This is a genomic window from Porphyrobacter sp. LM 6, from assembly GCF_001720465.1.
Taxonomy (GTDB): Bacteria; Pseudomonadota; Alphaproteobacteria; order Sphingomonadales; family Sphingomonadaceae; genus Erythrobacter.
This window is the reverse complement of record NZ_CP017113.1, coordinates 1,440,701-1,467,530: the sequence shown is the minus strand read 5'-3', so window position 1 is coordinate 1,467,530 and position 26,830 is coordinate 1,440,701. Positions and strand designations below refer to the sequence as shown.

The window sequence follows — 26,830 nt, the reverse complement described above, 5'->3', positions numbered from 1 at the left end:
CTGATCAGGCGCGCATTTCGCGCAAGGTCGTGAACAGGCGGCGGGCTTCGTCGGCGGTCATCGGGCGGCCGAAGTAATAGCCCTGGATCTTGTCGCAGCCGAGGTTGCGGATCAGTTCGGCTTCCTCGGCGGTTTCGACCCCTTCGGCGGTGGTCGACATGTTGAGGCTCTTGGCCATCGCGACCACCGCATTGATGATCGCAAGGCTTTCCGCCGCACCCTGCGCTGCCCCTTGCACGAAGGTCCGATCGACCTTGATGGTCGAGAAGCGCAGCTTGCGCAGGTAACCGAGCGAGGAATAGCCGGTGCCGAAATCGTCCAGCGCCACCGAGCAACCGAGTGCCATCACCTGTTCGAGCGCGTTGCGGGCAATGCTGGCATCGCGCAGGAAAATGCTCTCGGTCACTTCCACCTCGAGCCGTTCGGGCCTGAGACCGGTCGCTGCCAGTGCTTCCACCACATCGTCATGGAAGCCGGGTTCGAGCAGCTGTTCGGGCGAGACGTTGACGTTGACCTTGACGTTCTCGGGCCAGTGCCGCGCTTCCTCGCAGGCCTTGCGCATCACCCACTTGCCGATCGGTACGATCAGGCGGGTGTCCTCGGCCAGCGGGATGAATTTGCCGGGGCTTACAAAACCGTGGTCGGCACTGTTCCAGCGCACCAGCGCTTCGAAGCTGACGACCTTCTCGCTGCGGGCATCGACCACCGGCTGATAGTGCAGCAGCATCTCGTCGCGGCCCAATGCCTTGCGCAGCGCCACTTCGAGCTGGCGGCGTTCTTCGGCCGAGGCGTGCAGCACCGGTTCGAACCGGCAATGTTCGCCGCCGCCCATGTCCTTGGCGCGGTAAAGCGCAAGGTCGGCGTTGCGCATCAGCTCTTCGACGCTGTTGCCATCGCGCGGGCCTTCGGCCGAGCCGACGCTGGCGCCGACATAAAGCGTGTGGTGATCGACCTGATAGGGCTCCGACAGACGATCAATCACGCGGCGTGCCAGTTCGCGCACAGCGCCGTGCGCGGTGACATCGCGGATCACGATCGCGAATTCATCGCCGCCCAGCCGTCCGCACATGGCCTTGTCGCCCATCAGCGACTGAAGCCGCGCGGAAACCTGCGCGAGCAGCTTGTCGCCGGTGAGGTGGCCGAGCGAATCGTTGACCGCCTTGAACCGGTCGAGGTCCACCATCAGCAGCGCACACCGCGAATGCCACTGGTTGGCATAGCGCAGCGCCTCGCCCAGCGCCTCGGTCACCTGCAGGCGGTTGGGCAATTGGGTCAGGGGGTCAAAGCGCGCCAGATAGGCGATCTTCTCGGATGATTTGCGCTGCTCGGTCACATCCGAGCCGACACCGCGGAAGCCGGTGAAATTGCCGTTTTCGTCGCGCATCGGGGTGCCTGAAAGCTCCCACCAGCGCTCCTCGCCAAGGATCGTAACCTGCACCAGCAGGTTGGAGAAATTCTCGCGGTTCTTCAGCCGCTCGGCCAGATCATGCAGGCTGGGCGGGAACTTGCCGTCCTCCCAATTGCGCCCCGCGATCATCTCGAGCAGCGGCCTGCCTTCGATCGCGGACTGCGCGCGGCCCAGGGCAAAGGCGAAACGCGGTGACACAGCACGCAGGCGGCGAGCCGGATCAATCTCCCACAGCCAGTCGGCCTCGTTCTCTTCAAACTCGCGCAGCAGCAGCGAGACGACCTCGTCCTTTTCGGTCACCGCCGCTTCGGCCATGCGCGCGGCGAGATAGGTGCGCCCGACCTCGATCGTGCCGAGCATCGCAGCCATCAGGAACAACAGCACCGCGCCGACCGCGAGCCAATATCCCGCCAGCCCGAGATGGATCATGGCCGCCGCGCCGACAATCGCGCTGAACCACATGATCCCGAGCGGGGCCGCAGTGTAGAAGAAAACCGATCCGGAAATCATCAGCGCGACCACGATCAGCATCGCCATCAGATCAGCATCGCTGCCGAAGAACGGGAACACCAATACCGCACCGCCCCACACGACAGCGGACATCACCGCAGTCATTGTCTGGCGGTTGAGCTCGCTCCGGGTAATCCGCCGTCGCTGCGTATCGGCAAGCGACAGATCGAGCCGGTAGCCACGGGCATGCACCGCTGCGAGCAGCACCATCCATACGCCGATCCCGGCAAAGCCGACCTTCTCCAGGTAGATCTGCGCCACGAACACGGCGAGGATGGCATGCGAAAACACCCGGTAGAACGCCACCTTGGCGAGCGCCGAGTATTGCAGACCGCGCAGCCGCGCCCAATCCAGATCACCCTTTTCGGACAGCCCGAGGACTGCCGAGACCGGGAGATCGTCCGGACGCGCTGGCAAAGAAGAGGCAGGTAACTCTTTCACAGTCTCGGCCCTTAACCGCCAAAGGTTATGGCGCGGTAAAGGCGAGGAAAATCTTCGGAAAAATTTCGGTTAATCAGGAGGGCCGCAAAACGCCTTGGTCAGCGCTATTCGACGGTCACCGATTTGGCGAGATTGCGCGGCTGATCGACATCGGTGCCTTTGACCACGGCGACGTGATAGGCGAGCAATTGCACTGGGATGGCATAGACCAGCGGCGCAATCAGGGGGTGGACCACCGGCATTTCGATCGTGGCGATGCAGCCCTCGCCCGCGTGGGCCAGGCCCTCGGCATCGGAAATCAGCACCACCTGCCCGCCGCGTGCGCGCACTTCCTCCATGTTCGACACGGTCTTTTCGAACAGCGGCCCCGAAGGCGCGATCACCACCACCGGCACCTTGTCGTCGATCAGTGCGATGGGGCCATGCTTCATCTCGCCCGCGGCATAGCCTTCGGCGTGAATGTAGCTGATTTCCTTGAGCTTCAATGCCCCTTCCAGCGCCAGCGGATAATCCTGCCCGCGCCCGAGATAGAGCACATCGCGCGCCGGAGCGATGAGATGCGCCATCGCCGCGATGTCATCATCATGAGCGAGCGCGGCGTTGAGCGCGGCCGGCGCTTCGAGCAGGTGACGCACAATCTCCGCTTCCTGATCGCGCGTGAGGCGGCCCTTGGCGACCGCCATATGTGCGGCCAGTGCAGCCAGCACCGCCAGCTGGCAGGTAAAGGCCTTGGTCGAGGCGACGCCGATTTCCGGCCCCGCGTGGGTCGGCAGCAACAGATCCGCCTCGCGCGCCATCGTGCTGGTCGGCACATTGACCACAACCGCGATGGTCTGCCCTTCGGCCTTGCAATGCCGCAGCGCCGCGAGCGTATCGGCCGTCTCGCCGCTCTGCGAGATGAACAGCGCCAGGCCGCCCTCTTCCAGCACCGGCTGGCGATAGCGGAACTCCGAGGCGACATCGATGTCCACCGGCACGCGGGCGAATTGTTCGAACCAGTACTTCGCCACCATCCCGGCATAAAACGATGTGCCGCAGGCGACGATGGTCAGACGGCGAATGCTCGACAGGTCGAAATCGATCTGCGGCAGCGCCACCGAATTGTCCGAACGGCGCAGGTAGGAAGCGAGCGTTTGGGCCACCACTGTGGGCTGCTCGTAGATCTCCTTCTGCATGAAGTGGCGGTAATTGCCCTTCTCTACCGCCGCTGCCGAGGCGCCCGAGGCGCGCACTTCGCGGGTTACGGGGTTGTTCGCAGCATCATAGATCTGCGCAGAATCGCGCCGGACCACCACCCAGTCGCCTTCTTCGAGATAGGCGATGCGCTGGGTCAGCGGGGCAAGCGCCAGCGCGTCGGAACCCAGATACATTTCGGCATCCGCGCCTTCGGGGCCATATCCCAGAACCAGCGGCGAGCCGAGCCGCGCGCCGATCAGAAGGTCAGGGTGTGCGCGGAAGGCGATGGCGAGCGCAAACGCGCCGCGCAGGCGGGGCAGCACTTCGCGCACCGCCTCGACCGGATCGGCCCCGGCCTCGACCTCGGCGGAAATCAGGTGGGCGACCACCTCGCTATCGGTCTCGCTCTCGAACACCCGTCCCTTGCCGGCGAGGTCAGCGCGCAGCTCCTTGAAGTTTTCGATGATCCCGTTGTGGACGATCGCAACTTCTCCGGTCGCATGCGGGTGCGCATTGGCCGCAGTCGGTGCGCCGTGGGTGGCCCAGCGGGTATGCGCAATCCCGACATTGCCCGGCGCCGGATCGCCGGCCAGAACGGCGACAAGGTTGGCAAGGCGCCCTTCCGCGCGGCGGCGCACCAGCGCGCCATCATGCAGGGTGCAGATCCCGGCGCTGTCATAACCGCGGTATTCCATGCGCTTCAGGCCATCGACCAGCCGGTCGGCCACGCTGGAATTGCCCACGATCCCGATGATGCCGCACATTGCCTGCTATTCCCTTGTCGATGCCGTCTCACGCTCTAGCCGCAAGCGCCTGAACGGCAAGCCCTGGATCATGAAGCCCCAAGCGAACTCGCAGGTCTGCCCGGCAGTTTTTCGTCAACGGATCGGTGAGCGGCCGGTTTGGTTTAGGAAAAAAAAACCATTCTTGCCTATCTCCCGTGTTTCGAGACGCCCCGTTCACTCGGAGGGGGCGACACAGGTTAGATGGTTAACAGCCTCGGGGGCTAGGAATGAGCGCATTCGGCAAAAAGGGCAACGTGGGCGGGCTGAAGCCCGGCGGACGACCTGCCTTTGGTGTAGCCCGTCCGATGAAGGGCGGGATGGCTGGAGCACCGCCGCGCGGCGGCGAGCAGTTCCCGCCGATCCCGGGCGATGCAGCACCCGCGCGCCCCGCGCCTGTCCCTGCTCCCGCACCGAGCCGTCCGACAACCAGCGCCGAGGCGATCGATCGCCTCAATGAACGCATGGCTTCGGTCAACAGCGGCGATTCCGAAGTCGGCGGCTTTGAAGCAAGCGTCCATAAGATCAAGGAACAGGTGCTCCCGCGCCTGCTCGAACGTGTCGACCCCGAAGCGGCCGCGACGCTTTCCAAGGAGGAACTCTCCGAGGAATTCCGTCCGATCATCATGGAGGTGCTGGCCGAGCTGAAGGTCACGCTCAACCGGCGCGAACAGTTCGCACTGGAAAAGGTGCTGATCGACGAACTGCTCGGCTTCGGCCCGCTCGAAGAGCTGCTGAACGATCCGGACGTGTCCGATATCATGGTCAACGGGCCGGACCAGACCTACATCGAAAAGAAGGGCAAGCTGCAACTCGCCCCGATCCGCTTCCGCGACGAACAGCACCTGTTCCAGATCGCGCAGCGCATCGTGAACCAGGTCGGCCGCCGCGTCGACCAGACCACGCCGCTGGCCGACGCCCGTCTCAAGGACGGCTCGCGTGTGAACGTCATCGTGCCGCCGCTCAGCTTGCGCGGCACCGCGATCTCGATTCGTAAGTTCTCCGAAAAGCCGATCACCATCGATATGCTGCGCGACTTCGGGTCGATGTCGGACAAGATGGCGACCGCGCTGAAAATCGCCGGCGCGTGCCGGATGAACATCGTTATCTCGGGCGGTACCGGTTCGGGTAAGACGACCATGCTCAACGCCCTGTCGAAGATGATCGACCCGGGCGAGCGCGTGCTGACCATCGAAGACGCGGCCGAACTTCGCCTGCAGCAGCCGCACTGGCTGCCGCTCGAAACCCGTCCGCCGAACCTTGAAGGCCAGGGTGCGATCACCATCGGTGACCTTGTGAAGAACGCCCTGCGTATGCGCCCTGACCGCATCATCCTGGGCGAAATTCGCGGCGCGGAGTGTTTCGACCTTCTCGCCGCGATGAACACCGGTCACGATGGTTCGATGTGTACGCTCCACGCCAACAGCCCGCGCGAATGCCTTGGCCGTATGGAAAACATGATCCTGATGGGTGACATCAAGATCCCCAAGGAAGCCATCAGCCGCCAGATCGCCGAATCGGTCGATCTGATCGTGCAGGTGAAGCGTCTGCGCGACGGTTCGCGCCGCACCACCAACATCACCGAGGTGATCGGGATGGAAGGCGACGTGATCGTGACGCAGGAGTTGTTCAAGTTCGAATACTTGGACGAAACCGACGACGGGAAGATCCTCGGCGAATTCCGCTCGTCGGGCCTGCGCCCCTACACGCTCGAAAAGGCCCGCCAGTTCGGCTTTGACCAGGCTTACTTGGAAGCCTGCCTTTAAGGCAGGCGCCCTCAAACGCCGGACGGCGGACATCCGTCCGCCTTGGCTTCGCGGCATAAGCCGCGGCACGCGTTCGCGCTTGCGAACCCTTCGGGTTCGTTTTGCCCTGTTGTCCCGAAGCTAACGCGCGGCCAGGGCCATCATCAGGAGGCCGCCGCCTAGCATGGCGGCGCCCACCAGCAGTCCGGTCCACGGCATCCAGCCAACCTGTTCGAGCCGCGCGACATCGCGCCGCTTTGCGCGCCGACGCTCCATCAGGCCCGCAAACACCGCCAGCGCCCAGAAAAGGCCGCCGACCACAGCCAGCTGCCCGGCATCGCTGAGCAGTTCGAATTGGGCGATGATATCCATGCGCGGCGCATATGGGGGGTACGGCGGCTTGCGCAATCCCCCCGCCTCGGCCAAGCCGTTGCGTGATGGATGGCTCGATCGCCCGCCCCCGCCCGCTGCTTGCGCTTGGCCTCCGGCTGCTGACGGCGCTGGCGCTGACGACAATGGCGATGCTGGTGAAGCTCGCCGGGGAACGCGGCGTGCATCTGATCGAGCTGATCTTCTGGCGGCAAGCGCTCACCGCGCTGCTGATCGGCACGGGGCTGGCGGCAGCGGGACGCATATCGCTGCTCAGGACGCAGCGCCTCAAGATGCATTCGATCCGCTCGGGGACCGGGCTGTTCGGGATGCTGTTTACCTATGGCGCGGTGCTGCTGCTGCCCCTCGCCGAAGCGACCACGCTGGGCTTTACCGCCCCCATCTTCGCGGTGCTGATCGCGCTGGTGATGTTCGGGGAGAAGATCGGCCCCTATCGCTGGGCCGCGGTCGTGATCGGCTTTGCCGGCGTGCTGGTGGTGATGCAGCCGGGCCTTGAGAGTTCGGGCGGCGAGGTGACGATGTTCGGGGTTGCGGTCGGCCTAATTGCGCCCTTCATGGTCGCGATCATCAGCTTCCAGATCCAGGACCTCAACAAGACCGAGAACCCGTGGAGCATCGTGTTCTGGTTTGCAGCGCTAAGCGCGCCGGTGGCAGCGCTCGGCCTGCCGTTTGTCGGGGCGGCGCATGATGCCCAGACGTGGATCACGATCGCCGCGATGGCGCTGATGGGGGTGCTGGCGCAGATCCTGCTCACCACCTCGTTGCGGTTCGGATCGGCGGCGGTGATCCTGCTGATGGATTATACCGCGCTCTTGTGGGCGACATTCTACGGATACGCCGTGTTTGACCGCGCCGCGCCGACCACCCTGTGGCTTGGCGCGCCGCTGATTATTGGTGCCGGGCTGCTGATTGCCTGGCGCGAACGACAGCTGGCCAAGGCGAAACGTGTCGCTTCATCGGCGAGTCAGGAATAGATATGCAGTCTCATGCGTTGAATGCGACAATCATCAGAGGAGTCCCAACATGATTCGCAAGACCATCATCGCCGCCGCGCTGGCCGCCATCACGCTGACCGCCACCGCCTGCAACACCGTCGAAGGTCTGGGTGACGACATCAAGTCGGTCGGCCGCGCCGGTGAACGCGCGATCGACTAACCAGCTCGATACACCAGCATGATGTTATTGGCCGGGAGCGCGTAACGTGCGCTTCTGGCCAATCCGTTTTGGGCTGCCAGCCGGTCAAGCGCCTCGGCCTCGCGCAGGCCCCAGAGCGGATTGCGCGCCTTGAGGCTGGCATCGAATTCGAGGTTCGAGGGCGCGGTTTCGACACCCGCTTCGATATACGGCCCGTAGAGGATCAACGGCCCACCCGTCGCGCCAAGCAGTCGCGCCGCGCCCGCCATCAGGCCCTCGGTCGCCTGCCACGGGCTGATGTGGACCATGTTGATGCACACGATGGCATCGGCGGCTGTCACCGGCCAGCTATCCGGCGCCGCAGCATCGAGCAGCAGGGGCGCGGCGAGGTTCGTGCCGGCATAGTCTTCCCGATAGGCCGCAATCGAGGCCAGCGCCTCGGCCGAGGGATCGGTCGGCTGCCATGCCAGCGCGGGGAAATGTTCGGCAAAGAAGACCGCGTGTTCCCCCGTCCCTGCCGCAATTTCGAGCACGGAGCCACTTGCAGGCAATTCGTGCGCGAGCACCTCTACAATCGGTTCACGGTTTCTGAGGGTGGCGGGGGCGTGCTGCTTCACCTTACGAGACCTGCCGCTCCTGCCCTTCCCAGAAGGGCGCGCGCAGCTCGCGGCGCAGGATCTTGCCGCTGGCGTTGCGCGGCATCACCGGGATGACATCGACGCTCTTGGGCGCCTTGAACGCCGCGATCCGTTCGCGCGCCCAAGCGATGACGTCGGCTTCGTCAACCGTCATGCCCGGCTTGGCGACGACGCAGGCCTTCACCTCTTCGCCCCATTTGGCGCTCGGCACGCCGATGACGGCGACCTCGGCAATCGCGGGGTGGCCGTAGATCGCACTCTCGACTTCCGCCGGATAGACGTTCTCGCCGCCGGAGATGATCATGTCCTTGATGCGGTCCTGGATGTAGACATAGCCGTCCTCATCCATCACGCCCGCGTCACCCGTGTGGAGCCAGCCGTCCGGGTCGATGGTCTTGGCGGTCGCCTCCGGCAGCTTCCAGTAGCCTGCCGTGTTCGAGGGCGAGCGAATGCACACCTCGCCGATATCGCCGCGTGGCACTTCCACATTATCAGCCCCGCGCACCTCGATCTCGACGCCGGGGCACGCCTTGCCCGCCGAGCGCATCCGCTGGTTGCCTTCGAGGCTGTGATCCTCGGGCGGCAGGATCGAGATCGTGCCCGATGTTTCGGTCATGCCATAGGCTTGCAGGAACTTCGTGGTCGGCATCGTCCGCACCGCTTCCTTGAGCAGCTCGAGCGGCATCGGCGCGGCGCCGTACATCAGGTATTTGAGGTTCGAAAAATCGGTCGTCGGTGCGCGCGGGTGCTGGACCACCATCTGCAAGGCGGCGGGCACAATGAACATGTGCGTCGCCCCCGCCTCGATCGCCTCGATCACACCCACGGGGGTGAATTCGGCCTGCACCAGACTGCGCACCCCGTTCGAAATCGCGATGTTCACAAGGCCCGTGCCGCCGATATGCGCGCAGGGCATGGCCACCAGCATGCAATCGCCCGGCTCGTAGAACTGGTAGTCGAGCCCCGCTTCGCAGCCCGCATTGCGCAGGCCGAGAAGGTTGGCGTTCGACAGCATCGCCCCCTTGGGATTGCCGGTGGTGCCCGAGGTATAGAGCTGGAGCACCGGATCATGCTGCGACGGCGCGGTGTAGTGCGCCGGTTCGAAGCCCGCTGCCGCGGTGCGCGCGGTCTCGGCCTCGATCACTTCGGGATTGGCGGGAACCGTGCCCGCCACCTGATGCGCGGTTTCGACGAACTCGGCATCGGCGAACAGCAGCTTCGCGTCGGTATCGGTGAGGATATAGGCGATTTCGCGCGGGGCGAGCCGCCAGCCGATCGGCACCATCACCGCGCCCATGCGCGCCGCGGCGAGATAGAGCAGGAAGTAGATATCGCGGTTCTTGCCGAGCCACGCGATCCGGTCGCCCGGCGCAATGTCGCGCGCCTGGAACAGCGCCACCAGCTGGCGGGTCAGCAAGTCAGCCTCGGCGTAGGACGTCACCCGCCCGTCCTGATCGAAAGCCGGACCGTCAGGCCGCTCCTTGGCCCAGAAGGTCAGGATTTCATCGAAGGTCGAAAAGTCGTGAAAGGCGTTTCTCGCCATGGCCGTGCTCTCTCCAGCAAGCTGTGTTGGGGAGAGTTATGCCAAGTATGACGCAGCGGTCTACCTGCGATTTACTGGAAACGCCCCTGCTTGCGCGCCGCCGGCTCGCGCACGAGCAGCCAGATGAACAGGCCCAGCGGCCCGGCCATGAAGGTCGCCAGCAGGATCGGGGCCTGGATCAGCCGCGAGATGTTCTTCGCATCGCCGTCGCGCGCGATCCACAGGCCCACGAACAAATCGAAGGCGAGGTAATGGGTCCAGCCGATCGTCACGCCGGCATCACTGGCGAAAATCGCGCGCACGCCTTCGATCGTGGTGAAATCCGCGCCCCCGCCGTCGGGGTTGGGGATCAACCCGCTGACCACACCGATCAGACACGCACCATAGATCAGGCACAGCAGGCCGACGCCGCCATAGAGCAGCGCCGCCAGCAGCGTCGGCCAGCGCGGCAGCAGGATCAACGAGACCCAGGCGATCATCGCCAGCAGGTTCACCATGCTGAACAGCGCAGCCCAATCGATCATGCGGAATCTCCCATCTCGCGGGTGCGGCGCCATTCGCGCGCGGCGCGGCGCATCGCCTCGTTATCGTGCGTGAAGCGCCCGCCCGCACGGCGCAGCGCGAGGCCGAGCGCGGCCTCGGCCACCAGTTCGGCATCGATCGAGCGGAACCGCTCCCAATTGCCCGACAGCAGCGGATCAATCAGTGGCGCGGCGATGATCGCGGCCCTTTCGGCAAAGCGCAGATCATCGACCCGCTCGCCGCGCAACAGACCGGGGTGGAGAATATCGAGCCGCTTGAACCCGACCTTGGACAGCGCTTCCTCGGTCTCGCCCTTGACCCGCATGTAGAAGCTTTTGCTGCGCGCATCGGCCCCGGCAGCGCTGACCACCACCATGTTCGGCACGCCCGCGCGCTTGGCGGTTTCGGCGGTGGCGAGCACCAGGTCCTGATCGACCGCGCGGAACGCCGACTGATCGCCGCCCGCCTTCTTCATCGTGGTGCCGAGCGCGCAGATCAGCGCACGCGGGCGCACCGCTTCGAGCACTTCGCCCCACTTGTCGGGCTCGGCAACGAACATTTCCATGCGCGCGCCGGGCGGCAGCGGTGCCTCGCGCCGGGCGATGCCGACGATCCGCGCTTCATCGCCCGCGCTGGCGACTTCGATCACCTTGCGCCCGACAAGACCGGTCGCGCCCACCAGCGCGATCCGCACCGGGCCGACAGATTGCACGCGATCAGACATGGATCAGCCCCACCGGACTGGTGCCGTAAATCTCGCGGCACGCCTGCATGGCGAAACGATCGCTCATCCCCGCGATGAAATCGGCGATCACTCGGGAACGCTGGGGATCCTGCGCGGGCAGGCGCGCCTGCCAGTCATCGGGCATCAGCGTTGCATCCTGCGAATAGGCCGCGAACAGCCGCACTACCACATCACGCGCCCGCTCGGCCGCGCCGAGTTGTTCGGGGTGGTAGTAGAGCCGCTCGTACATGAAGGACTTGAGGCGCCGCTCCTGGGCCGCCATCGCGGGCGAGAACCCGGCGAGCTGGCGCCCCGCCTCGCGCACTTCGGCGACCGAGACCAAGCCCTTCACTTGCCCTGCGGTGTGTTCGAGCACGTCGTTGACCATCAGCCCGATCTGGTCACGGATCAGCTCGCGCAGCAGCCGTTCGCGCGAAGCATGGGGGTGCCGCTTTTCCACCGCGTGCCACTGGTCGGCGAGGAAATCGAGCGTCAGCAGATCATCGAGTTCGAGGAACCCTGCGCGCAGCCCGTCGTCGATATCGTGATTGTCATAGGCGATGTCGTCCGCCACCGCGGCGATCTGCGCTTCGAGCGAGGGCCAGGTGCCCAGCATCAGCGGGAACGCCTCGTCCAGCTCCGCCAGCGCCCAGTTGGGGGCGATCACCGGCCCATTGTGCTTGGCGAGGCCTTCGAGCAGGTCCCAGGTGAGGTTCAGCCCGTCATGCTCGGGATAGGGGCTTTCGATCCGCATCACCGTGCGCAGCGCCTGCGCGTTGTGATCAAAGCCGCCGTGGCGCTCCATCGCCTCGGACAGCGCGGTTTCCCCCGCATGGCCGAACGGCGGGTGGCCAAGATCGTGCGACAGGCACAGGGCTTCAGTGAGATCCTCATCCAGCGCCAGCGCACGCGCCATCACCCGGCCGATCTGCGCGACTTCAAGGCTGTGGGTCAGTCGGGTGCGATAATGATCGCCGTCGGGGGCGATGAAGACCTGCGTCTTGGACTTCAGCCGCCGGAAGCTCATCGAATGGATGATGCGGTCGCGATCGCGCTGGAATTCGCTGCGCGGCCCGCGCTGTGCGCCGGCGACAGGTTCCCCCCATTCACGTCCGCCATGGGCAAGCGGGTCGGAGGCATAGGGAGCGCGGGACATCACGAGGGAGCGATTAGGGCAGACGGTGACGCTTCTCAACCGGAATAGGCCAGCAATCTGACACAAAGCCACCGTTCAATGGCTCTCGGGAGAGGCTACTGGGGCCGCCTTCCGGTGTTGGGGGGGAGGAAGGCGGCCCCAAGGGCCTATCGGCGCGACCCGAAGACCCCGGATATTGTCCGATCGGATGACCCGACAAAATCCTCATCGCCAATATCTGCAAACGATTACAAATGCACCCTAAAAATTGACTAGGTGCGACAGGACGCCCGCCTATGGGGATCAGGCGAGGGCTAACCCACAGTTTCCTGTTCAAGAATCCAGTCCGCGGCGGCCTCGCAATGGATGCGCGTGCTGTCGAAAATCGGCAGGACATTGGCATCGACATCCACCACCAGCGCCAGCTCGGTGCAGGCCAGCACGATTGCCCCCGCGCCTTCCTGCGCCTTGTTGGTGATGATGGTCTTCATGGTGCGTTCGGCCTCGCGCGTGACCTTGCCGACCATCAGTTCATCATAGATGATTCGGTCGAGCATCTCGACATAATCGAGGTTGGGCGGCAGCAGATCGATGCCGTGCGCGACCAGCCGCTTGCGGTAGAAGCTTTCGGTCATCACGTTCCGCGTGCCGAGCAGCGCGGCGTTATTCTTGCCCGCGCGCTTCATCGCAAGCCCGACATATTCGGCGATATGCAGGATCGGAATGTTCACCGAAGCGGCGACATCGTCGTAAAGCCGATGCATCGAATTGGCGCCGATGATCAGCGCTTCTGCCCCGGCGCCTTCCAGCCGCCTGGCGCTATCGATCAGCACACTCGCCGCGCGCTGCCAATCGCGTTCCTGGGTCAGGGCGTAGAGCTGGCAGAAGTCGAGGCTTTCGATCAGCAGCGGCGCGCTCGCCATCGGCGCGGCGCGTTTCTGGACGATGCGGTTGATACGATCATAATAGGTCGCGGTCGATACCCAGCTCATGCCGCCGATGATCCCGAGTTTGCGCAAAGCGGGCCGTCCTTTTCGATTCTGTGTGCAGTTGCGAAGAGGTGTAGGGCGCAAGCCGTCGGCGCGTCCAGAGCGCACAGCGCTCCGGCCTTGAATTATGGCGTCTTTGTCGCCGGTGCGTGTTCGGCAAGCCACGGCTGGAGATCGCCGAGCGTGGCGGCAACCGCCTCTTCCTGCGGCAGGTGGCCGACCTTGGGATAGATCACGAGCTGGTTGCTGGGCATGGTCTTGGCCAGCCACTGTCCGGCTTCGACCGGGATAAGCCGGTCTTCCTCGCCCCACAGGATCAGCGTCGGCGCGGTGATCACCGCGATCTGGGCCTCGGTGAGCGGGTCATAGGGCAGGCTGAAGCGGATGAAGGTCGCACGGCGGTTGCCGGGATAGCGCAGCAGCTCCCAATAGCGGTCGATCATCGCCGGGGTGACGATGCTCTTGACCGAAACGGTCTGTTCGAGGCTCTGCGCGATCAGGCTGCGCGGGGTGATCTGTTCGGCCAGCAGGTTGATCCCCGGCATCCGGGCAATCTTGAAGCCGATATTGCCGCTGTCCTCGTCCTCCTTCTTGGCCGCCAGCTTGAGCATCGGCCCGCCGCCACTGTCGACTAGCACAAGGCCCGCCACACGCTCGGGATGCGCTGCGGCAAAGGCCAGCGCGTGCTTGCCCCCCATCGAATTGCCGCCGAGGATGAAGCTTTGCAGGCCGAGTGTGTCGGCGACCTGAAGGATGTCCTCGACATAATTGTCGCGGCTGTAATCGTCCTTGGGATCGGGGCCGGTGAGGCCATGGCCGACCTGATCGAAGCGGATCACCCGGTACTGGCCTTTGAGCGCCTGCACCCATGGCTCCCAGGTGTGCAGATCGGCATTGGAGCCGTGGAGCAGGACGATCGCCGGAGCATCGCGCGGTCCCTCGTCGCGCAGGTGCACCTTCACCCCGTCACCGATTGTGACGAACTGCGAAGGCGGCGCGCCGTACTTCGCGCGCATTGCCGCCGGATCGGTATCAGGTGTGCGGAAGATCAGGAAGGCGATCAAAAGGATGCCGAGAAGCGCCAGCAATCCGCGCCAGATCCACTTTTTCATTTCATCTCCGCAATCCAGCGCCGCACCACCGCAACGCCTTCTGTGTCGACGCTCGCCTTGCCCAGTTCAGGCATGGCGATGCCGGGTTCGGCGCTTTCCATCCGGTAGAGCAGGATCGATTGGTCGGGATGGCCGGCGACGATCGAGAAGTCCATGTCCCCTGCCCCGCGCCCAGCCGCGACCGGACGTTTGCCGATACCATAGGCGTGGGGATCGGCCTGTTCCCAGCGCAGATCGAGCCCGCTGTTCGATGCCCCCCCGCCCGGCTGATGGCAATGGGCGCAGTTTACATCGAGATAGGCGCGGGCGAGCGGCGCGGCGGCATCCCCAGACTTGCGGGCGGCCCAGACCGGCAGGCGCTCGGCCACCTGCGGCACACGGTCGAGCGTGCCGCTTGCCGCCATGCCGCTCAGCCAATCAGCGGAAAGATTGCGCGCCTTGGGGCCGATCGGGATTACCTGCCCATCCTTCGAATGGCAGGTCTTGCACTGGTTCTTGTTGGGGATCGCATAGGAGATCGCCTCGCCCGCAGGCGTCACCAGATCGAGCCGCCCCCCCGCCAGCGCGAGGGTCGCATCGGTCTGCTCGGCGTTCCAGCGATAAGGCAGCGCCACCCAGCCATCCGCGCGGTGCAGCAGCACGCGGGTTTCGATCAGCCGGCGATCCTGCCCTTCCCCGAAGGCAAAGGTCTTGATGATCGCCGCGCCGACCGGAAACGTCAGCAGCCCCCCTTCGTCCCTGGCGCCATCGGCCACAAGCTGCGTGCCTTCGGGCAGGTAGATGAAGCGCAGCTTCTCCGCCCCGTCCGACCACAGCGGCGTATTGAGCGCGTAAGGATGGACGCCGGTGTTGGGAGATTGCCGCGCGCCATCGGCAAAGAAGCGAAACTGGCTCAGCTTTTGCGGAAAGGCCGCGCCGGTCACCGCGACGTCATTGACGGCGGGCGTGTCGATCACCGTCGCATGGCCGAGCGCCGCGCCGAAAGTGGCGCAGGCGAGCGCAAGGAGGCCGAAGCCGCGCCTCACTGCACCCGCGCCTCCAGCTCTGCCGGTGCGCCGACTTCGGGGAACTCCCATTTTTCGAGCGGGGTCAGATTGAGCGGGCCGGGCTGGGCTTCGGCAAGGCTCTGGCCCGGCTTGGAGAGGTTGAGGCTCCAGCCCGTCACCCCTTCAGCGATCATCAACCCGTTGCCGTCCTCGGCAATCCCGTCCCACAGCACCGGCGGCAAGGCCCCGCCAAAGGCTTCAAGCAGCGCTTCCTTGCCATCGAGTTGCGGATCGTATCCGCCGCGTCCGAAGGCGTTGGTGCCGACGATCACGTTGCGCGCATAGGGGTTGTAGCGCGGATCATCGAACGGCTGGACATAGGCGATCACCATGACATGCGCGGTCGCATTGTTGGCGAAGGCGTTGTCGTCGATCAGCACGCCGTCATTCGCCATCACCAGCACGCCGGTGCCGCGCCGCACAGAAGCGACGATATTGCCCGGCGGCGCGAAGTTGGGGGTGTCGTTATCGGCCACCACATTGCCGCGCAGGATCACGTTGCCGCCGCCCATCACCGGCAGGCCCGGCAGGTCGAACACCAGCAGGCCGCCGGTGTTGCGCGTGGCGACATTGCCCGCGACCAGCGCATTGCGGCTGTTCTCGATCTCGATCCCGGCGACGTTGAGCTGCACGATATTGCCGCGCACGGTGATGTCGCGGCTCTGGCCGACATAGATGCCTGCGTCCGATGCGCCAGAGACCATCGATCCCTGCACCAGCACGCCAGTGCTCTCGACCGGATAGATGCCATAAGCGCCATTGGTCGCCTTCGGCCCGCCGGTCCATTCGACCCGGATGCCCGAATAGACGATATTGTCCGCGCCCTTGGACTTGATGCCGTCACCCTTGGGGTTCTCGACCGCGAAATCGAGCAAGGTGACATTGTCGGAGGTGACCAGCAGCCCCTCGCCCGCGCCTTGCTGGGCGGTGAAATCGAGTATGGTGCCGCCGTCGCTGTCCATCCCCGCGCCGCGCACCGTCACACCGTCCACATCGAGGCTGAGCCCGTCGGTCAACACAAAGCGGCCCGCGGCGAGTTCGATCACGTCGCCGGGTGCAGCGAGGATCAGTGCTTCCTGTAGCCGTGTGCCCGCGCCCTCGCCCGGTTCTACGCGGTGGGTTTCAGCGGCGAGCGGCGCAGCAGTGGCGAGCAGCGCGGCGGCAAGTGCCAGTCGTTTCATGATTGTCTCCCTCTCCGTTGCGCAGTGTGGCGCAAGGGAGGGAGAGATTGCAAGCGTCTAGCCGATGCCCAGCGTGCACAGGCCGGCGCTGGTGGTCAGCACCGCCACAGCCTCGCCATCATCGACCCGGCGCAGGCGCTTGATCAGCTCGCCGAGGCCATAATCGCCTTCGGGTTCGCCTTCCTGCGGGGCCATGCCCTGCCGCAGCTTCCACAGCTGGCCGATGGTGAGGCGGTCAACCATGCGGCCCGCCATGCATCCGGCGCGCTTTTCGCCGATGCCGGATTCGACCAGAGCGCTTTTGACCTGCATTTCGACGAGCGGGTTGGCGAGGCCGGTGAACAGCGCACCGGCCCCCAGAACCACGATCAGCAGGAGTCCGAACAGCAGTTTGCGCAAGGGTTCAGTCCAACGACTTGACGATTTCCTCGACCATCTTTTTCGCATCCGCGAGGAGCATGACGGTCTGGTTCATGTAGAACACGTCATTGTCGACCCCGGCATAGCCCACCCCGCCCATCGAGCGCTTGATGAAGAACACCTGCTTGGCCTTGTCGACATCGAACACCGGCATGCCGTAGATCGGCGATGACTTGTCGGTCTTGGCCGCGGGGTTCACCACGTCGTTCGCGCCGATGATGAAGGCGACATCGCACTGGGCGAATTCCGAGTTGATGTCCTCAAGCTCGAAGACTTCATCGTAAGGCACACTGGCTTCCGCGAGGAGCACGTTCATGTGCCCCGGCATACGGCCCGCGACGGGGTGGATGGCATACTTCACCTCCACGCCCTTTTCCTTGAGCTTGTCGCCCATTTCGCGCAGCGCGTGCTGGGCCTGCGCCACCGCCATCCCGTAACCGGGGATGATGATGACCTTTTCGGCCTGCTCGAGCATATAGGCGGCGTCTTCGGCGCTGCCCTGCTTGTAGGGACGCTGTTCACGCGCACCGCCAGCACCGCCAGCCGCGCCCGCATCGCCGCCGAAGCCGCCCGCGATTACGGAAATGAAACTGCGGTTCATCGCGCGGCACATGATGTAGCTGAGGATCGCGCCCGACGAGCCGACCAGCGCGCCGGTGATGATCATCGCGGTGTTGCCGAGAGTGAAGCCCATCGCCGCCGCGGCCCAGCCCGAGTAGGAATTGAGCATCGAGACGACCACCGGCATATCCGCGCCGCCGATCGGGATGATCAGCAGGAAGCCGATGATGAAGGCGAGCACCGCCACGGCGAGCACCATCCAGCCCTCGCCCGCGCCGCCAACCGGCGACACGGTGTAGGCGGCGATCAGGCCGAGGATTGCGGCGAGCGTGCCGAGGTTGATGACATGGCGGCCCGGCAGCATGATCGGCGAACCGCTCATCCGGCCAGACAGCTTGAGGAAGGCGATGACCGAGCCCGAGAAGGTGATCGCCCCGATGGCGATACCGAGGCCGAGCTCGACGCGGCTGACGGCAAGGATCTGCCCCGCGCCATCGACAATGCCGAAGGACTGCGGATCGAGCCATGCGCCGAAGCCCACCACTACCGCGGCAAGGCCGACGAGCGAGTGGAAGCCTGCGACCAGTTCGGGCATCGCGGTCATGGCGATACGGCGGGCAACGACCACGCCGATCGCGCCGCCGATGCCGACCGCGATCAGGATTTCGACGATGTTGGCAATGTCATGGGTGACGAGCGTCGTCCCCACGGCCAGCGCCATGCCGATCATGCCGTTGCGGTTGCCGGTGCGCGAGGTGGCCGGGCTCGAAAGTCCGCGCAGCGCGAGGATGAAGAACACGCCCGCGACGAGATAGGCGAGCATCGCCCAGGCCGGGGTGCCGCCGCCGTGTGCCGCTGCGGAAAGGATGGAGAAGGTCATCTCTTACTTCTCCTTCTTCTTGTACATCGCGAGCATGCGCTCGGTCACCGCGAAGCCGCCGAAGATGTTGATGCTGGCAAGCACCACCCCGAACAGGCCGAGATACTTGGCGATCGGGCTCGCGGCCTCGGCCGAAGCGATCAGCGCGCCGACGATGATCACCGAGGAGATCGCGTTGGTTACCGCCATCAGCGGGGTGTGCAGCGCCGGGGTCACCGACCACACCACGTAATAGCCCACGAAACAGGCCAGCACGAAGATCGAAAGGATTGAGATGAAGTCCATGGGCTCTCTCTGGTTAGCGCAGCAGAAACGCAAGATTGCGCTGGGGCTGCGTCAATTCGTAGGTGATCTGGCCTGGGCCCGCCGCATTCGCGGTGAGCTTCATGCCGAAGAATTCGACAAGGTTCTCGCTTTCCTTGGGAAACAGATCGAACTGCCGCCCGTAAGTCAGCGTGGCGGAGCCAAGCGGGTTGCCGTTGGGTTTAGTGATGCCGAGCCCGATATAGACCCGGCAGCGCAGCCGCGGCTTGGTCTTGCGGTCGATCTCCTTGCACTTCTGCGCGGTGACCGACCATGTCAACTTGCCGTCCATTTGGGTGTTGTCAGTCTTGGCGTACTTGCCGCCGGTCAGCACCGCCAGCTCGGCCGGCATCGTCTGGAAGGCATTGAAAAAGCCCTGCTTGTCGCCCTGCCGGAAGAAATACTTGTCGAAGGTGCCGTCCTGGCCCTCGTCCACAAAGCACAGGTGGCGATCCGCGCCCCAGGCCATGATCGCGGCGCCTGCGGCGAGCTTGGGCGGGAAGATCGCGCAGGCCCCGCCGCGCACGAATGCGAGACCGACCAGCTGCGTCCCTGCCGGTGCGGCAATGCGGCCGTTATCCTGGAACACATCCTCCGAGAGGGTGAACATCGTTGCCGGCAGCATCGGCACCGCGAACAGCTGGCCCGCAAAATCGTGCGCCACATTCGTCGGAGCGGTCGGCTGGTAATCGGCCATGGTCCAGAACGGCAGCAGCAGCCGCGCCTGCGCTGCGGCAGGCATGAACGCCGCGAGCATCGCGGCGAAGAGCCACGTGAACGTCTTCACCCCAGCAGCCGTTCGTTGACCACCTTGCCGCCCTGCGTCAGCCGGATCGCATTGCCGATTTCCTCGTCGAGCACGGGCTTGCCCTGCTCCTTGTCCCAGAAGGCGCTGAGGAAGTTGTAGTGGTTGCGCGCAAACAACGCCGAGGCGTCGGCGGGGAGCGCGGCGGGGGTGTTCGAATAGCCGATGATCTTGACGCCGTGCTTGATCACGACCTCGTCCGCCTTCGAGCCTTCCACGTTGCCGCCCTGCGCCACCGCGAGATCGAAGATCACGCTGCCGGGCTTCATCGTCGCGATCTGTGCGTCGGTGATGAGGCGCGGCGCGGCGCGGCCCGGGATCAGCGCTGTGGTGATCACGATGTCCTGCTTGGCGATGTGCGCGCTAACCAGTTCGGCCTGCGCCTTCTGGTATTCCTCGCTCATTTCGGTGGCATAGCCGCCCGAACCTTCGCCTTCGATGCCAGCGACATTCTCGACGAAGATCGGCTTGGCACCCAGCGACTGGATCTGCTCCTTGGTGGCCGAGCGCACGTCGGTCGCGGAGACCTGTGCGCCCAGGCGCCGCGCGGTGGCGATTGCCTGAAGGCCGGCAACCCCCACACCCATGATGAAGGCGCGCGCGGCCTGCACTGTGCCGGCTGCGGTCATCATCATCGGGAAGGCGCGACCATAGGCATCCGCTGCCGCCAGCACCGCCTTGTACCCCGCAAGGTTCGACTGCGAGGAGAGCACGTCCATCGACTGCGCGCGGGTGATACGCGGCATGAATTCCATGCTCAGCGCCTCGAGGCCCGCCGCCGCATAGGCATCGACCACGTCACGCTTGGTGAAGGGATCGAACAGCGCCGCCACCCATGCGCCGGGCTTGGCGCCCTTGAGCAGCTTCACATCGGGGGCCTGAATGCCCAGCACGATATCGGCATCCTTGACCGTCGCGGCTGCGGTGCCGAGGCTCGCGCCCGCTTCGGCATAGGCCGCGTCTTCGACCGACGCGGTCTCGCCCGCGCCTTTCTCGACCGCGACCTCGAGGCCGAGGGCAGCAAACTTCTTCACCGTTTCCGGCGTGGCGGCGACGCGCGTCTCGCCCGAGGCGCGCTCCTTGAGGATGGCGATCTTCACGTGCGCTGCGGCTTATTCAGCGATCAGCGCGACGACGACGAAAGCGATGACGGCGATCAGCGGCACCGTCCACTTCAGCGTCGCGATGAAGCCACCGTAAGTCGCTTCGGCCTTATCCATATCTTGAGCGGTCATGATCTCTTCCCCTTGGGCTGTTGAACACCGCAGGCCGCAATTAGTTGCAGCAAAACTGGCGGTGATGATTTTTCTGCCTGCCCCCGTATCGAAGCACAGCCGCCCGCTCAAGTCACCTTTAATGAGAGGCTGGCACAGCGCCCGATCCGGCCACCCCTGCACCACCTGCCAACAGCCTTAATCCCGTCTTTACCTCCGCGCTCTATGCACAAGCGATTGGGTCATCCCCGGATTGAACGCCGGGCGAAGGAGAAGCGAGCGGCAGGACCGATGGCAGATATGGATTGCCACCCCGATGCGCACGCCGATGCGCGAATCGTGTTGCTCATCGATGATGAGCCCGCACAGTCGCGCCTGATCACCGCCATCGCCGCGCGCGAAGGCTGGCGCACGATCGTTGCCACCGATGCCGATACCGCGATCGCCGTGCTGGGCACGCGCGAAGGGATGCAGCTGTCCGCGATCCTGCTCGATCAGTGGGTGCCGGGCGATGATGCCTGCACGCTGATCGCCGAACTGAAGGCCCGCCGCCCGGCCCTGCCGATCCTGATGCTCACCACCAGCGCCTCGCCGCTGCTCGCGGTTGAAGCGATGCGGGCGGGCGCGAGTGACTATCTGGTCAAGCCCGTTTCGCCCGACAGGCTGATGGATGCGCTGCGCGCCGCCACCACCCGCCAGACCGAGCGTGACGAGCTCGCCCCGCTGACCGAGAAGATGTCGGCCAGCCTCGATTTCGATGCGATGATCGGCACCGCCCCGCCGTTCCGCGCCGCGCTGGCGCAGGCCGCCAAGGCCGCGCGCGGCCACGGCCATGTGCTGATCGAAGGCGAAAGCGGCACCGGCAAGGAAATGCTGATGCGCGCGATGCACAGCGCATCCCCGCGCGCCAAGGAGCCGCTGCGGATCATCAACCTCGCCTCGATCCCGACCGGCTCGATCGATTCGGTGCTGTTCGGGCACGAACCCGGCAGCTTCCCCGGCGCGTTTGATCGCCAGATCGGCGCGTTCCAGCATTGCGACGGCGGCACGCTGGTGCTCGACGAGATCGACCGGCTTACTCCCGCGCTGCAACAGCGCTTGATCGACGCGCTGACCAGCGGGATCATCCGCCCGGTGGGTGCGACCTATGGCTTCCGCGTCGATGTGCGGCTGCTCGTCACCAGCAATGTCGGGCTCGACCGGATGGTTGAGGCCGGCCAGTTCGACGCCGATCTGGCGAGCCGCCTCAGCGCGACCCGCATCGTGCTGCCGCCCTTGCGCGAGCGCACCGGCGATATTCCGGCGCTGACCCGCCATTTCCTTGCCCGCATCGGCGAACAGCCGGGCCTCAACCACCTTTCGATCTCCGAAAGCGCGCTGGGCCTGCTGGCCGCCTACGACTGGCCGGGCAATGTCCGCCAGCTGCAATCCGTGCTGTTCCGCGCGGCGGTCTATTGCGAAGGCAACACGCTCACCGAGGAAAGCTTCCCGCAACTGTCCGAAATGCTCGGCGAGCAGAGCGGCGCGAGCCATGCGAACACGCACGAAGGCGTGGGCATCATGCTCTACACCCCCGACGGCAACCTGCGCCCGCTGGAAGAGATCGAGGCTGACGTGATCCGCCTCGCCATCGGCCATTACCGCGGCCGCATGACCGAAGTGGCGCGGCGCCTCGGGATCGGGCGTTCGACGCTCTACCGCAAGCTCAGCGATCTCGGGATCGACAACGCGGCTTGATCGGCGGGCCGTGCGCGCCTAGCGCGCCGGCATGACACAGATTCAGGACTTTGCAGGGCGCTCGGCGCTCGTCACCGGGGCGGCTTCGGGAATCGGGGCGGCGTGTGCGCGGGCGCTGGCGGCGCGGGGTGCGGCCAAGCTGATCCTCGTCGATGTCGATGGTGCGGGGCTGGATGCGCTCGAGCTTCCGGGGTGCGAAGTGCACCGCGTGGTCGGCAGCGTCGCCGAAGAGGCGCTTTGGGTGGGTCTAGACCCCCTCTTGACCGGTCTAGACCATGCCGTGGTCAACGCAGGTATCGGTTCGGGCGGCCCGATTGCATCGATTTCCTTCGCTGAATGGCGCCGTGTGATGGCCGTGAACCTTGATGGTGCGTTCCTGACGCTGGCCGCCGCCTTGCGGGCCATGGCAGCGCGCGGCGGCAGCGCGGTTGTCGTCTCCTCGACCACCGGATTGAAGCCGGTGCCGGGCATCGGCCCTTATGGTGTCGCCAAGGCGGCCGTCGCCCACATGGCGCGCATCGCCGCTGCCGAGAGCGCCAAGCACGGCATTCGCGTCAATGCGATAGCGCCCGGCGGCGTCGATACCGCGATCTGGGACGGGGGCGAGGATTTCCGCGCCTCGGTCGAACGGATCGGGCGCGAGGCGACCTTGAAGGCGATGTCCAAGACCACGCCGCTCGGCCGTTTCGCCACCTCGGACGAGATGGCGGACAGCATCCTCTACCTGCTGAGCGACGCCAGTTCCAACATTACCGGCCACGTGATGGTTTCAGACGGCGGGTTTACCCTCTGAAATAACAGAGGTTTTTTGCGCCATTCCAACATCGCCGAAAATGTTCCACGTGGAACATTTGCAAAACATTACCAGCTGAAGCGCTGCTCCGCCAGCGTCGCGCTGGTGTTGCCCTTGAGCGTCATGGTCAGGCCCTTGCCCTTCCAGTCGATGTCGATCAGCCCGTAATTCTCGATCGGGAAGAAGGGCGAAATGCGGGTCGGATCAGGCTCGCGCGCGGTGCTGCGTTCGGTATCGCTGCCGAACGTGAGGTTGAGCGACGAGCTGGTCAGCTCCCACATCGTCTCGCCCTTGTGTTCGGTCTTGTAGATGCCCGCCGCATGGCGATCGCCCGAGAGGATCACCAGCCCGCTCGCCTCGCGCCCGGCCAGCATGTCGAGCAGCCTGGTGCGTTCCGCCGGGAAATTGGTCCAGCCTTCGAACTGGTGCGCCTGGGTGATCACCTGCGTCGAAGAGACGACGATCCGCACATCGGCAGGCTTCGCCAGCTCAGCCGCCAGCCACGCCCATTGATCGGCGCCGAGCACGGTCTTGCCCGCGCTGTCATCGGGCAGATAGCCGCCCAGCGGCGGGCGATCTTTGGTCCATGCCATGCGCTTCAAATCCGAGCGGAAGAAGCGCGTATCGAGCAGGATCACCTGCACGCGCTTGCCCTCAGGCCCTGTGATGGTGCTGTCGTAGATGCCCGGACGCGCGCGCACCGCATCGGATGATCCCCAGAAGCTCTCGAACAGCTCCTCGGCCCAGCGGCGCATCGGGAAACTGCCGCCTGCATCGTTGAGGCCGAAGTCGTGATCGTCCCAGGTCGCCATCATCGGGTGCTTGGCGCGAAAACCGGCGAATTCGGGGTGCGAAGCCTGGAGTGCATAGGAGGCGCGCAGGCTCTCAAGCCCGGCATCGCCATCCCAGCCGTTGTCGCCATAGACATTGTCGCCGATCATCAGGAACAGCTGCGGATTGGCCGAGGCGATCTGCGCCCACATATGCTGCGGCGCGGACTGGTGGTTGCAGCTGCCAAAGGCGATGCGGGTCAGCGTCGTCGAGGGGCTGAGAGCGGGGTTCGGCCCGGCTTCGGGCATCGCCACCTTCTTGCGCAGCTCGGCATAATAGGGGGCGAGCAGCTGGTCGGGCGAGAGGCTGACGCTATCGGGCACATCGCTCCGGGCTGCGTGGTTATCGGCCAGCAGCGGCGCGGCAGCAAATCCGGCGGCGGCAAGAGCGGTGGCGGCAAGCAGCGACAGGCGCATCGGGAAACTCCTCGGGGATTCGCTAGAACGGCGATGTTCTGACCGCGCTCCATGACACAGCCGCGACGGCCGCGAAAGGCCCGGTCAGAGCGTGTCAGAGCGGGGGGAACTGGCTGAAATCGGTCAGCGCCGCATCGCGCAGGCCGCGCCACACGTTGCGCGCCTGCACCGTCTCGCCCACGTCATGCACGCGCAGCAGGTGGACGCCCGCCTCCATGCCCTTCACCGCCAGCGCAATCGATCCGGCAAGCCGCGCATCGGCGTCCTCCTCGGCTGAGAGCGCGCCGATCATGCGCTTGCGGCTCACCCCGAGCAGCAGCGGGCTGCCGAGCGCATGGAACAGCGGCAAGGTATTGATCAGAGATAGGTTTTCAGCGAGCGATTTGCCGAAGCCGATGCCGGGATCAAGGATGATGCGCTCCTCGGCGATGCCCGCGGCGATGGCGCGGGCGCGGGCATCCTTGAGGAAGTCGAACACCGTGCTCACCACGTCGGAATAGTCGCCGCCCTTGTGCAGATCCTCGCCTGCGCCCGGCGCGTGCATCAGCACCACCTGGCAGGCGCTCGCTGCCACCACCTCGATGCTGCGCGGGTCATAACGCAATGCCGAAACGTCGTTCGCCATATGCGCGCCTGCCCCCAGCGCCGCCTGCAACACGCCCGCGCGCCGGGTATCGACGCTAATCGCCGCGCCCATCGCAGAGCAGTATTCGACTGCGGGCAGAACCCGGCGGATTTCTTCGTCCTCGAAGGTGGCCGAGGCACCGGGCCGCGTGCTTTCGCCCCCGATATCGATGATCGCCGCGCCCGCCTCAAGCATGGCTGCGGCATGGGCGCGCCCTGCCTCGGCGGCCTCGTGCTGGCCGCCATCGGAGAAGCTGTCAGGCGTGACGTTGAGGATGCCCATCACCTGCGGCTGATCGAGCCGGATAGTGCGTGCGCCCAGTTGCAGCGGGGCATGAACCCTCGCGAGGTTGGCCCATTGCTGGCGGGCTTCTGCCGCCAGAGCATCGGGGAGCGGGGCAATCGCCTGTTCGAAAGCCTCGGGCGTGAACACCGTGCGCCCCGTCACCGCACAATCCGCGCTTCGCACCACCAGCGCGAATTCGCGGGCATAAGCCATCGAGCCGCCCAGCCGCACCGCGCCGCCCTCCACCGCCTGCGGGCCTGAGACGAGCGTGATCGGCTGGAGATAGACGGAGGCGGCCATGTCATTCCCCTAGGGGAATCAGTCCTCGCTGGCGAGCAGGTAGAGCTGACGCGCGGCATCGATCGGCTGGACATCGCCCCGGGAAACCCCCGGCACTTCGTAGTGCCAGAAGGCCCAGCCATTGCATGAAGGCGCACCCTGCACCTCCTTGCCGAGGCCGTGGATCGATCCGGTCTTGCCGTCGCATTCGAGGCTGCCATCGGCGCGCACCGTGGCAATCCAGCGGCGCTTCTTGTCGAAAACCTTGGAACCCGGCGGGATCAGCCCGTTCTCGACCACCGCGCCGAACGCCACCTTGGGCGCGGTGCGGGCCGATTGCATCGTGGTGAGCGCGCTTTCATCAAGCGGCAGTTCGCGCGCGATCCGCTTTTCGGCGACGCCGCGATAGAAGTCCTCACGCTCGCAGCCGATCCATTCGCGGCCCAGACGCTTGGCGACGGCGCCGGTGGTGCCGGTGCCGAAGAAGGGATCGAGCACCACGTCGCCCTTCTCGGTCGTCGCCAGCAGCACGCGATAGAGCAGCGCCTCGGGCTTCTGGGTCGGGTGGGCCTTCTTGCCATCTTCCTTCAGGCGTTCACCGCCCGAGCAGATCGGCAGCACCCAGTCCGAACGCATCTGAAGCTCGTCGTTGAGCGTCTTCATCGCGCGGTAATTGAAGTGGTAGCGCGACTTCTCGCCCATGCTCGCCCAGATCAGCGTTTCATGCGCGTTGGTGAAGCGCGTGCCCTTGAAATTGGGCATCGGATTGGTCTTGCGCCAGACGATATCGTTGAGGATCCAGAAGCCCAGATCCTGCAAGATCGCGCCGACGCGGAAGATATTGTGGTAGCTGCCGATCACCCACAGTGCGCCATCGGGCTTGAGCACGCGGCGCGCCTCGGTCAGCCATTCGCGGGTGAACTTGTCATAGGCTGCCATGCTGTCGAACTGGTCCCAGTGATCGGTCACCGCATCGACATGGCTTCCATCCGGGCGATTGAGATCGCCGCCAAGCTGGAGGTTATAGGGCGGATCGGCGAACACGAGATCAACGCTGGCCGAGGGCAGCGAACGCATCGCCTCGATACAGTCACCCGGCAGGATACGGCCCAGCGGCAGATCGAGCGCGGGCGCAATTTTTGGCGCTTTTACAGCGCTTTTTTCCCGCAACTTCGTCTTTTCTATCACGCTCACGCTGGTGGCTC

General features: G+C 65.1%; 26 protein-coding genes. 5 read left to right on the top strand and 21 right to left on the bottom strand.

Going from position 1 to position 26,830, the window contains the following annotated elements; genetic code table 11:
• Positions 1 to 4: 4 nt before the first annotated feature.
• Complete coding sequence (locus BG023_RS06890; protein WP_069309807.1) at positions 5 to 2,359, bottom strand: putative bifunctional diguanylate cyclase/phosphodiesterase; 2,355 nt, start codon at positions 2,357 to 2,359, stop codon at positions 5 to 7.
• A 104-nt stretch (positions 2,360 to 2,463) separates the two neighbouring features.
• On the bottom strand, positions 2,464 to 4,299 hold the full coding sequence (gene glmS, locus BG023_RS06885; RefSeq protein ID WP_069309806.1) for a glutamine--fructose-6-phosphate transaminase (isomerizing): 1,836 nt from the start codon (positions 4,297 to 4,299) through the stop codon (positions 2,464 to 2,466).
• Positions 4,300 to 4,547: 248 nt separating this feature from the next.
• Here glmS and BG023_RS06880 point away from each other — a divergent pair, with 248 nt between their 5' ends.
• Positions 4,548 to 6,083, top strand: a complete 1,536-nt coding sequence (locus BG023_RS06880; RefSeq protein WP_069309805.1) for a CpaF family protein — start codon at positions 4,548 to 4,550, stop codon at positions 6,081 to 6,083.
• A 120-nt stretch (positions 6,084 to 6,203) separates the two neighbouring features.
• Here BG023_RS06880 and BG023_RS06875 read toward each other — a convergent pair whose 3' ends face one another.
• Positions 6,204 to 6,434: a hypothetical protein gene (locus tag BG023_RS06875; RefSeq protein ID WP_069309804.1), complete on the bottom strand. Its 231-nt coding sequence runs from the start codon at positions 6,432 to 6,434 to the stop codon at positions 6,204 to 6,206.
• A gap of 65 nt (positions 6,435 to 6,499) precedes the next feature.
• Between BG023_RS06875 and BG023_RS06870 the strand changes: the two genes are divergently transcribed.
• The gene (locus BG023_RS06870) at positions 6,500 to 7,426 is read left to right on the top strand and encodes a DMT family transporter (RefSeq protein ID WP_069309803.1); all 927 of its coding nucleotides are present in this window, start codon (positions 6,500 to 6,502) and stop codon (positions 7,424 to 7,426) included.
• A 49-nt stretch (positions 7,427 to 7,475) separates the two neighbouring features.
• Positions 7,476 to 7,607: an Entericidin EcnA/B family protein gene (locus tag BG023_RS06865; RefSeq protein WP_069309802.1), complete on the top strand. Its 132-nt coding sequence runs from the start codon at positions 7,476 to 7,478 to the stop codon at positions 7,605 to 7,607.
• On the opposite strand, the gene BG023_RS06860 is transcribed toward BG023_RS06865, so the two are convergent.
• The 15 genes from BG023_RS06860 to BG023_RS15115 all read right to left on the bottom strand — a co-directional run bounded on the left by BG023_RS06860 (position 7,604) and on the right by BG023_RS15115 (position 20,680).
• Entirely contained in the window at positions 7,604 to 8,203 is a 600-nt protein-coding gene (locus tag BG023_RS06860) for a DUF938 domain-containing protein (protein ID WP_069309801.1), read from the bottom strand. The genes BG023_RS06865 and BG023_RS06860 overlap by 4 nt on opposite strands.
• A gap of 1 nt (position 8,204) precedes the next feature.
• The gene (locus BG023_RS06855; RefSeq protein WP_069309800.1) at positions 8,205 to 9,767 is read right to left on the bottom strand and encodes a long-chain-fatty-acid--CoA ligase; all 1,563 of its coding nucleotides are present in this window, start codon (positions 9,765 to 9,767) and stop codon (positions 8,205 to 8,207) included.
• A gap of 71 nt (positions 9,768 to 9,838) precedes the next feature.
• Entirely contained in the window at positions 9,839 to 10,291 is a 453-nt protein-coding gene (locus BG023_RS06850) for an ABA4-like family protein (RefSeq protein WP_069309799.1), read from the bottom strand.
• Positions 10,288 to 11,013 carry an NAD(P)H-binding protein gene (locus BG023_RS06845; RefSeq protein WP_069309798.1) on the bottom strand — a complete coding sequence of 242 codons (726 nt, stop codon included), beginning with the start codon at positions 11,011 to 11,013 and terminating at the stop codon, positions 10,288 to 10,290. Before BG023_RS06845 ends, BG023_RS06850 begins: the two co-directional genes overlap by 4 nt.
• Positions 11,006 to 12,169 (bottom strand): deoxyguanosinetriphosphate triphosphohydrolase, encoded by a 1,164-nt coding sequence (locus BG023_RS06840; RefSeq protein ID WP_069309797.1) that lies wholly within the window; start codon positions 12,167 to 12,169, stop codon positions 11,006 to 11,008. The genes BG023_RS06845 and BG023_RS06840 overlap by 8 nt, the downstream gene beginning before the upstream one ends.
• Positions 12,170 to 12,462: 293 nt before the next feature.
• Positions 12,463 to 13,167 (bottom strand): aspartate/glutamate racemase family protein, encoded by a 705-nt coding sequence (locus BG023_RS06835; protein WP_069309796.1) that lies wholly within the window; start codon positions 13,165 to 13,167, stop codon positions 12,463 to 12,465.
• A 95-nt stretch (positions 13,168 to 13,262) separates the two neighbouring features.
• Complete coding sequence (locus BG023_RS06830; protein ID WP_069309795.1) at positions 13,263 to 14,249, bottom strand: alpha/beta fold hydrolase; 987 nt, start codon at positions 14,247 to 14,249, stop codon at positions 13,263 to 13,265.
• Positions 14,246 to 15,274 (bottom strand): SO2930 family diheme c-type cytochrome, encoded by a 1,029-nt coding sequence (locus BG023_RS06825; protein WP_069309794.1) that lies wholly within the window; start codon positions 15,272 to 15,274, stop codon positions 14,246 to 14,248. The genes BG023_RS06830 and BG023_RS06825 overlap by 4 nt, the downstream gene beginning before the upstream one ends.
• Positions 15,271 to 16,476, bottom strand: coding sequence for a parallel beta-helix domain-containing protein (locus BG023_RS06820; RefSeq protein WP_069309793.1), 1,206 nt, complete (start codon positions 16,474 to 16,476; stop codon positions 15,271 to 15,273). Before BG023_RS06820 ends, BG023_RS06825 begins: the two co-directional genes overlap by 4 nt.
• 57 nt (positions 16,477 to 16,533) lie before the next feature.
• A complete protein-coding gene (locus tag BG023_RS06815; RefSeq protein WP_083234593.1) occupies positions 16,534 to 16,875 on the bottom strand; it encodes a hypothetical protein in 342 nt (113 codons plus the stop codon).
• Positions 16,876 to 16,879: 4 nt separating this feature from the next.
• A complete protein-coding gene (locus BG023_RS06810) occupies positions 16,880 to 18,337 on the bottom strand; it encodes an NAD(P)(+) transhydrogenase (Re/Si-specific) subunit beta (RefSeq protein WP_069309791.1) in 1,458 nt (485 codons plus the stop codon).
• Between the two features lie 3 nt (positions 18,338 to 18,340).
• Positions 18,341 to 18,622: an NAD(P) transhydrogenase subunit alpha gene (locus BG023_RS06805; protein ID WP_069309790.1), complete on the bottom strand. Its 282-nt coding sequence runs from the start codon at positions 18,620 to 18,622 to the stop codon at positions 18,341 to 18,343.
• Positions 18,623 to 18,635: 13 nt separating this feature from the next.
• On the bottom strand, positions 18,636 to 19,427 hold the full coding sequence (locus tag BG023_RS06800) for a hypothetical protein (RefSeq protein WP_069309789.1): 792 nt from the start codon (positions 19,425 to 19,427) through the stop codon (positions 18,636 to 18,638).
• Positions 19,424 to 20,545, bottom strand: coding sequence for an NAD(P) transhydrogenase subunit alpha (locus tag BG023_RS06795; protein WP_069309788.1), 1,122 nt, complete (start codon positions 20,543 to 20,545; stop codon positions 19,424 to 19,426). The genes BG023_RS06800 and BG023_RS06795 overlap by 4 nt, the downstream gene beginning before the upstream one ends.
• 12 nt (positions 20,546 to 20,557) lie before the next feature.
• A complete protein-coding gene (locus tag BG023_RS15115) occupies positions 20,558 to 20,680 on the bottom strand; it encodes a hypothetical protein (protein WP_257784910.1) in 123 nt (40 codons plus the stop codon).
• A gap of 279 nt (positions 20,681 to 20,959) precedes the next feature.
• Here BG023_RS15115 and BG023_RS06790 point away from each other — a divergent pair, with 279 nt between their 5' ends.
• On the top strand, positions 20,960 to 22,396 hold the full coding sequence (locus BG023_RS06790) for a sigma-54-dependent transcriptional regulator (RefSeq protein WP_069311183.1): 1,437 nt from the start codon (positions 20,960 to 20,962) through the stop codon (positions 22,394 to 22,396).
• Between the two features lie 31 nt (positions 22,397 to 22,427).
• Positions 22,428 to 23,189, top strand: coding sequence for an SDR family NAD(P)-dependent oxidoreductase (locus BG023_RS06785; protein WP_069309787.1), 762 nt, complete (start codon positions 22,428 to 22,430; stop codon positions 23,187 to 23,189).
• A gap of 68 nt (positions 23,190 to 23,257) precedes the next feature.
• Here BG023_RS06785 and BG023_RS06780 read toward each other — a convergent pair whose 3' ends face one another.
• The 3 genes from BG023_RS06780 to BG023_RS06770 all read right to left on the bottom strand — a co-directional run bounded on the left by BG023_RS06780 (position 23,258) and on the right by BG023_RS06770 (position 26,819).
• A complete protein-coding gene (locus BG023_RS06780) occupies positions 23,258 to 24,436 on the bottom strand; it encodes an alkaline phosphatase D family protein (RefSeq protein ID WP_069309786.1) in 1,179 nt (392 codons plus the stop codon).
• A gap of 94 nt (positions 24,437 to 24,530) precedes the next feature.
• The gene (gene folP, locus BG023_RS06775) at positions 24,531 to 25,646 is read right to left on the bottom strand and encodes a dihydropteroate synthase (protein WP_069309785.1); all 1,116 of its coding nucleotides are present in this window, start codon (positions 25,644 to 25,646) and stop codon (positions 24,531 to 24,533) included.
• 18 nt (positions 25,647 to 25,664) lie between these two features.
• Complete coding sequence (locus BG023_RS06770; protein ID WP_269465922.1) at positions 25,665 to 26,819, bottom strand: site-specific DNA-methyltransferase; 1,155 nt, start codon at positions 26,817 to 26,819, stop codon at positions 25,665 to 25,667.
• Between the last annotated feature and the right edge of the window lie 11 nt (positions 26,820 to 26,830).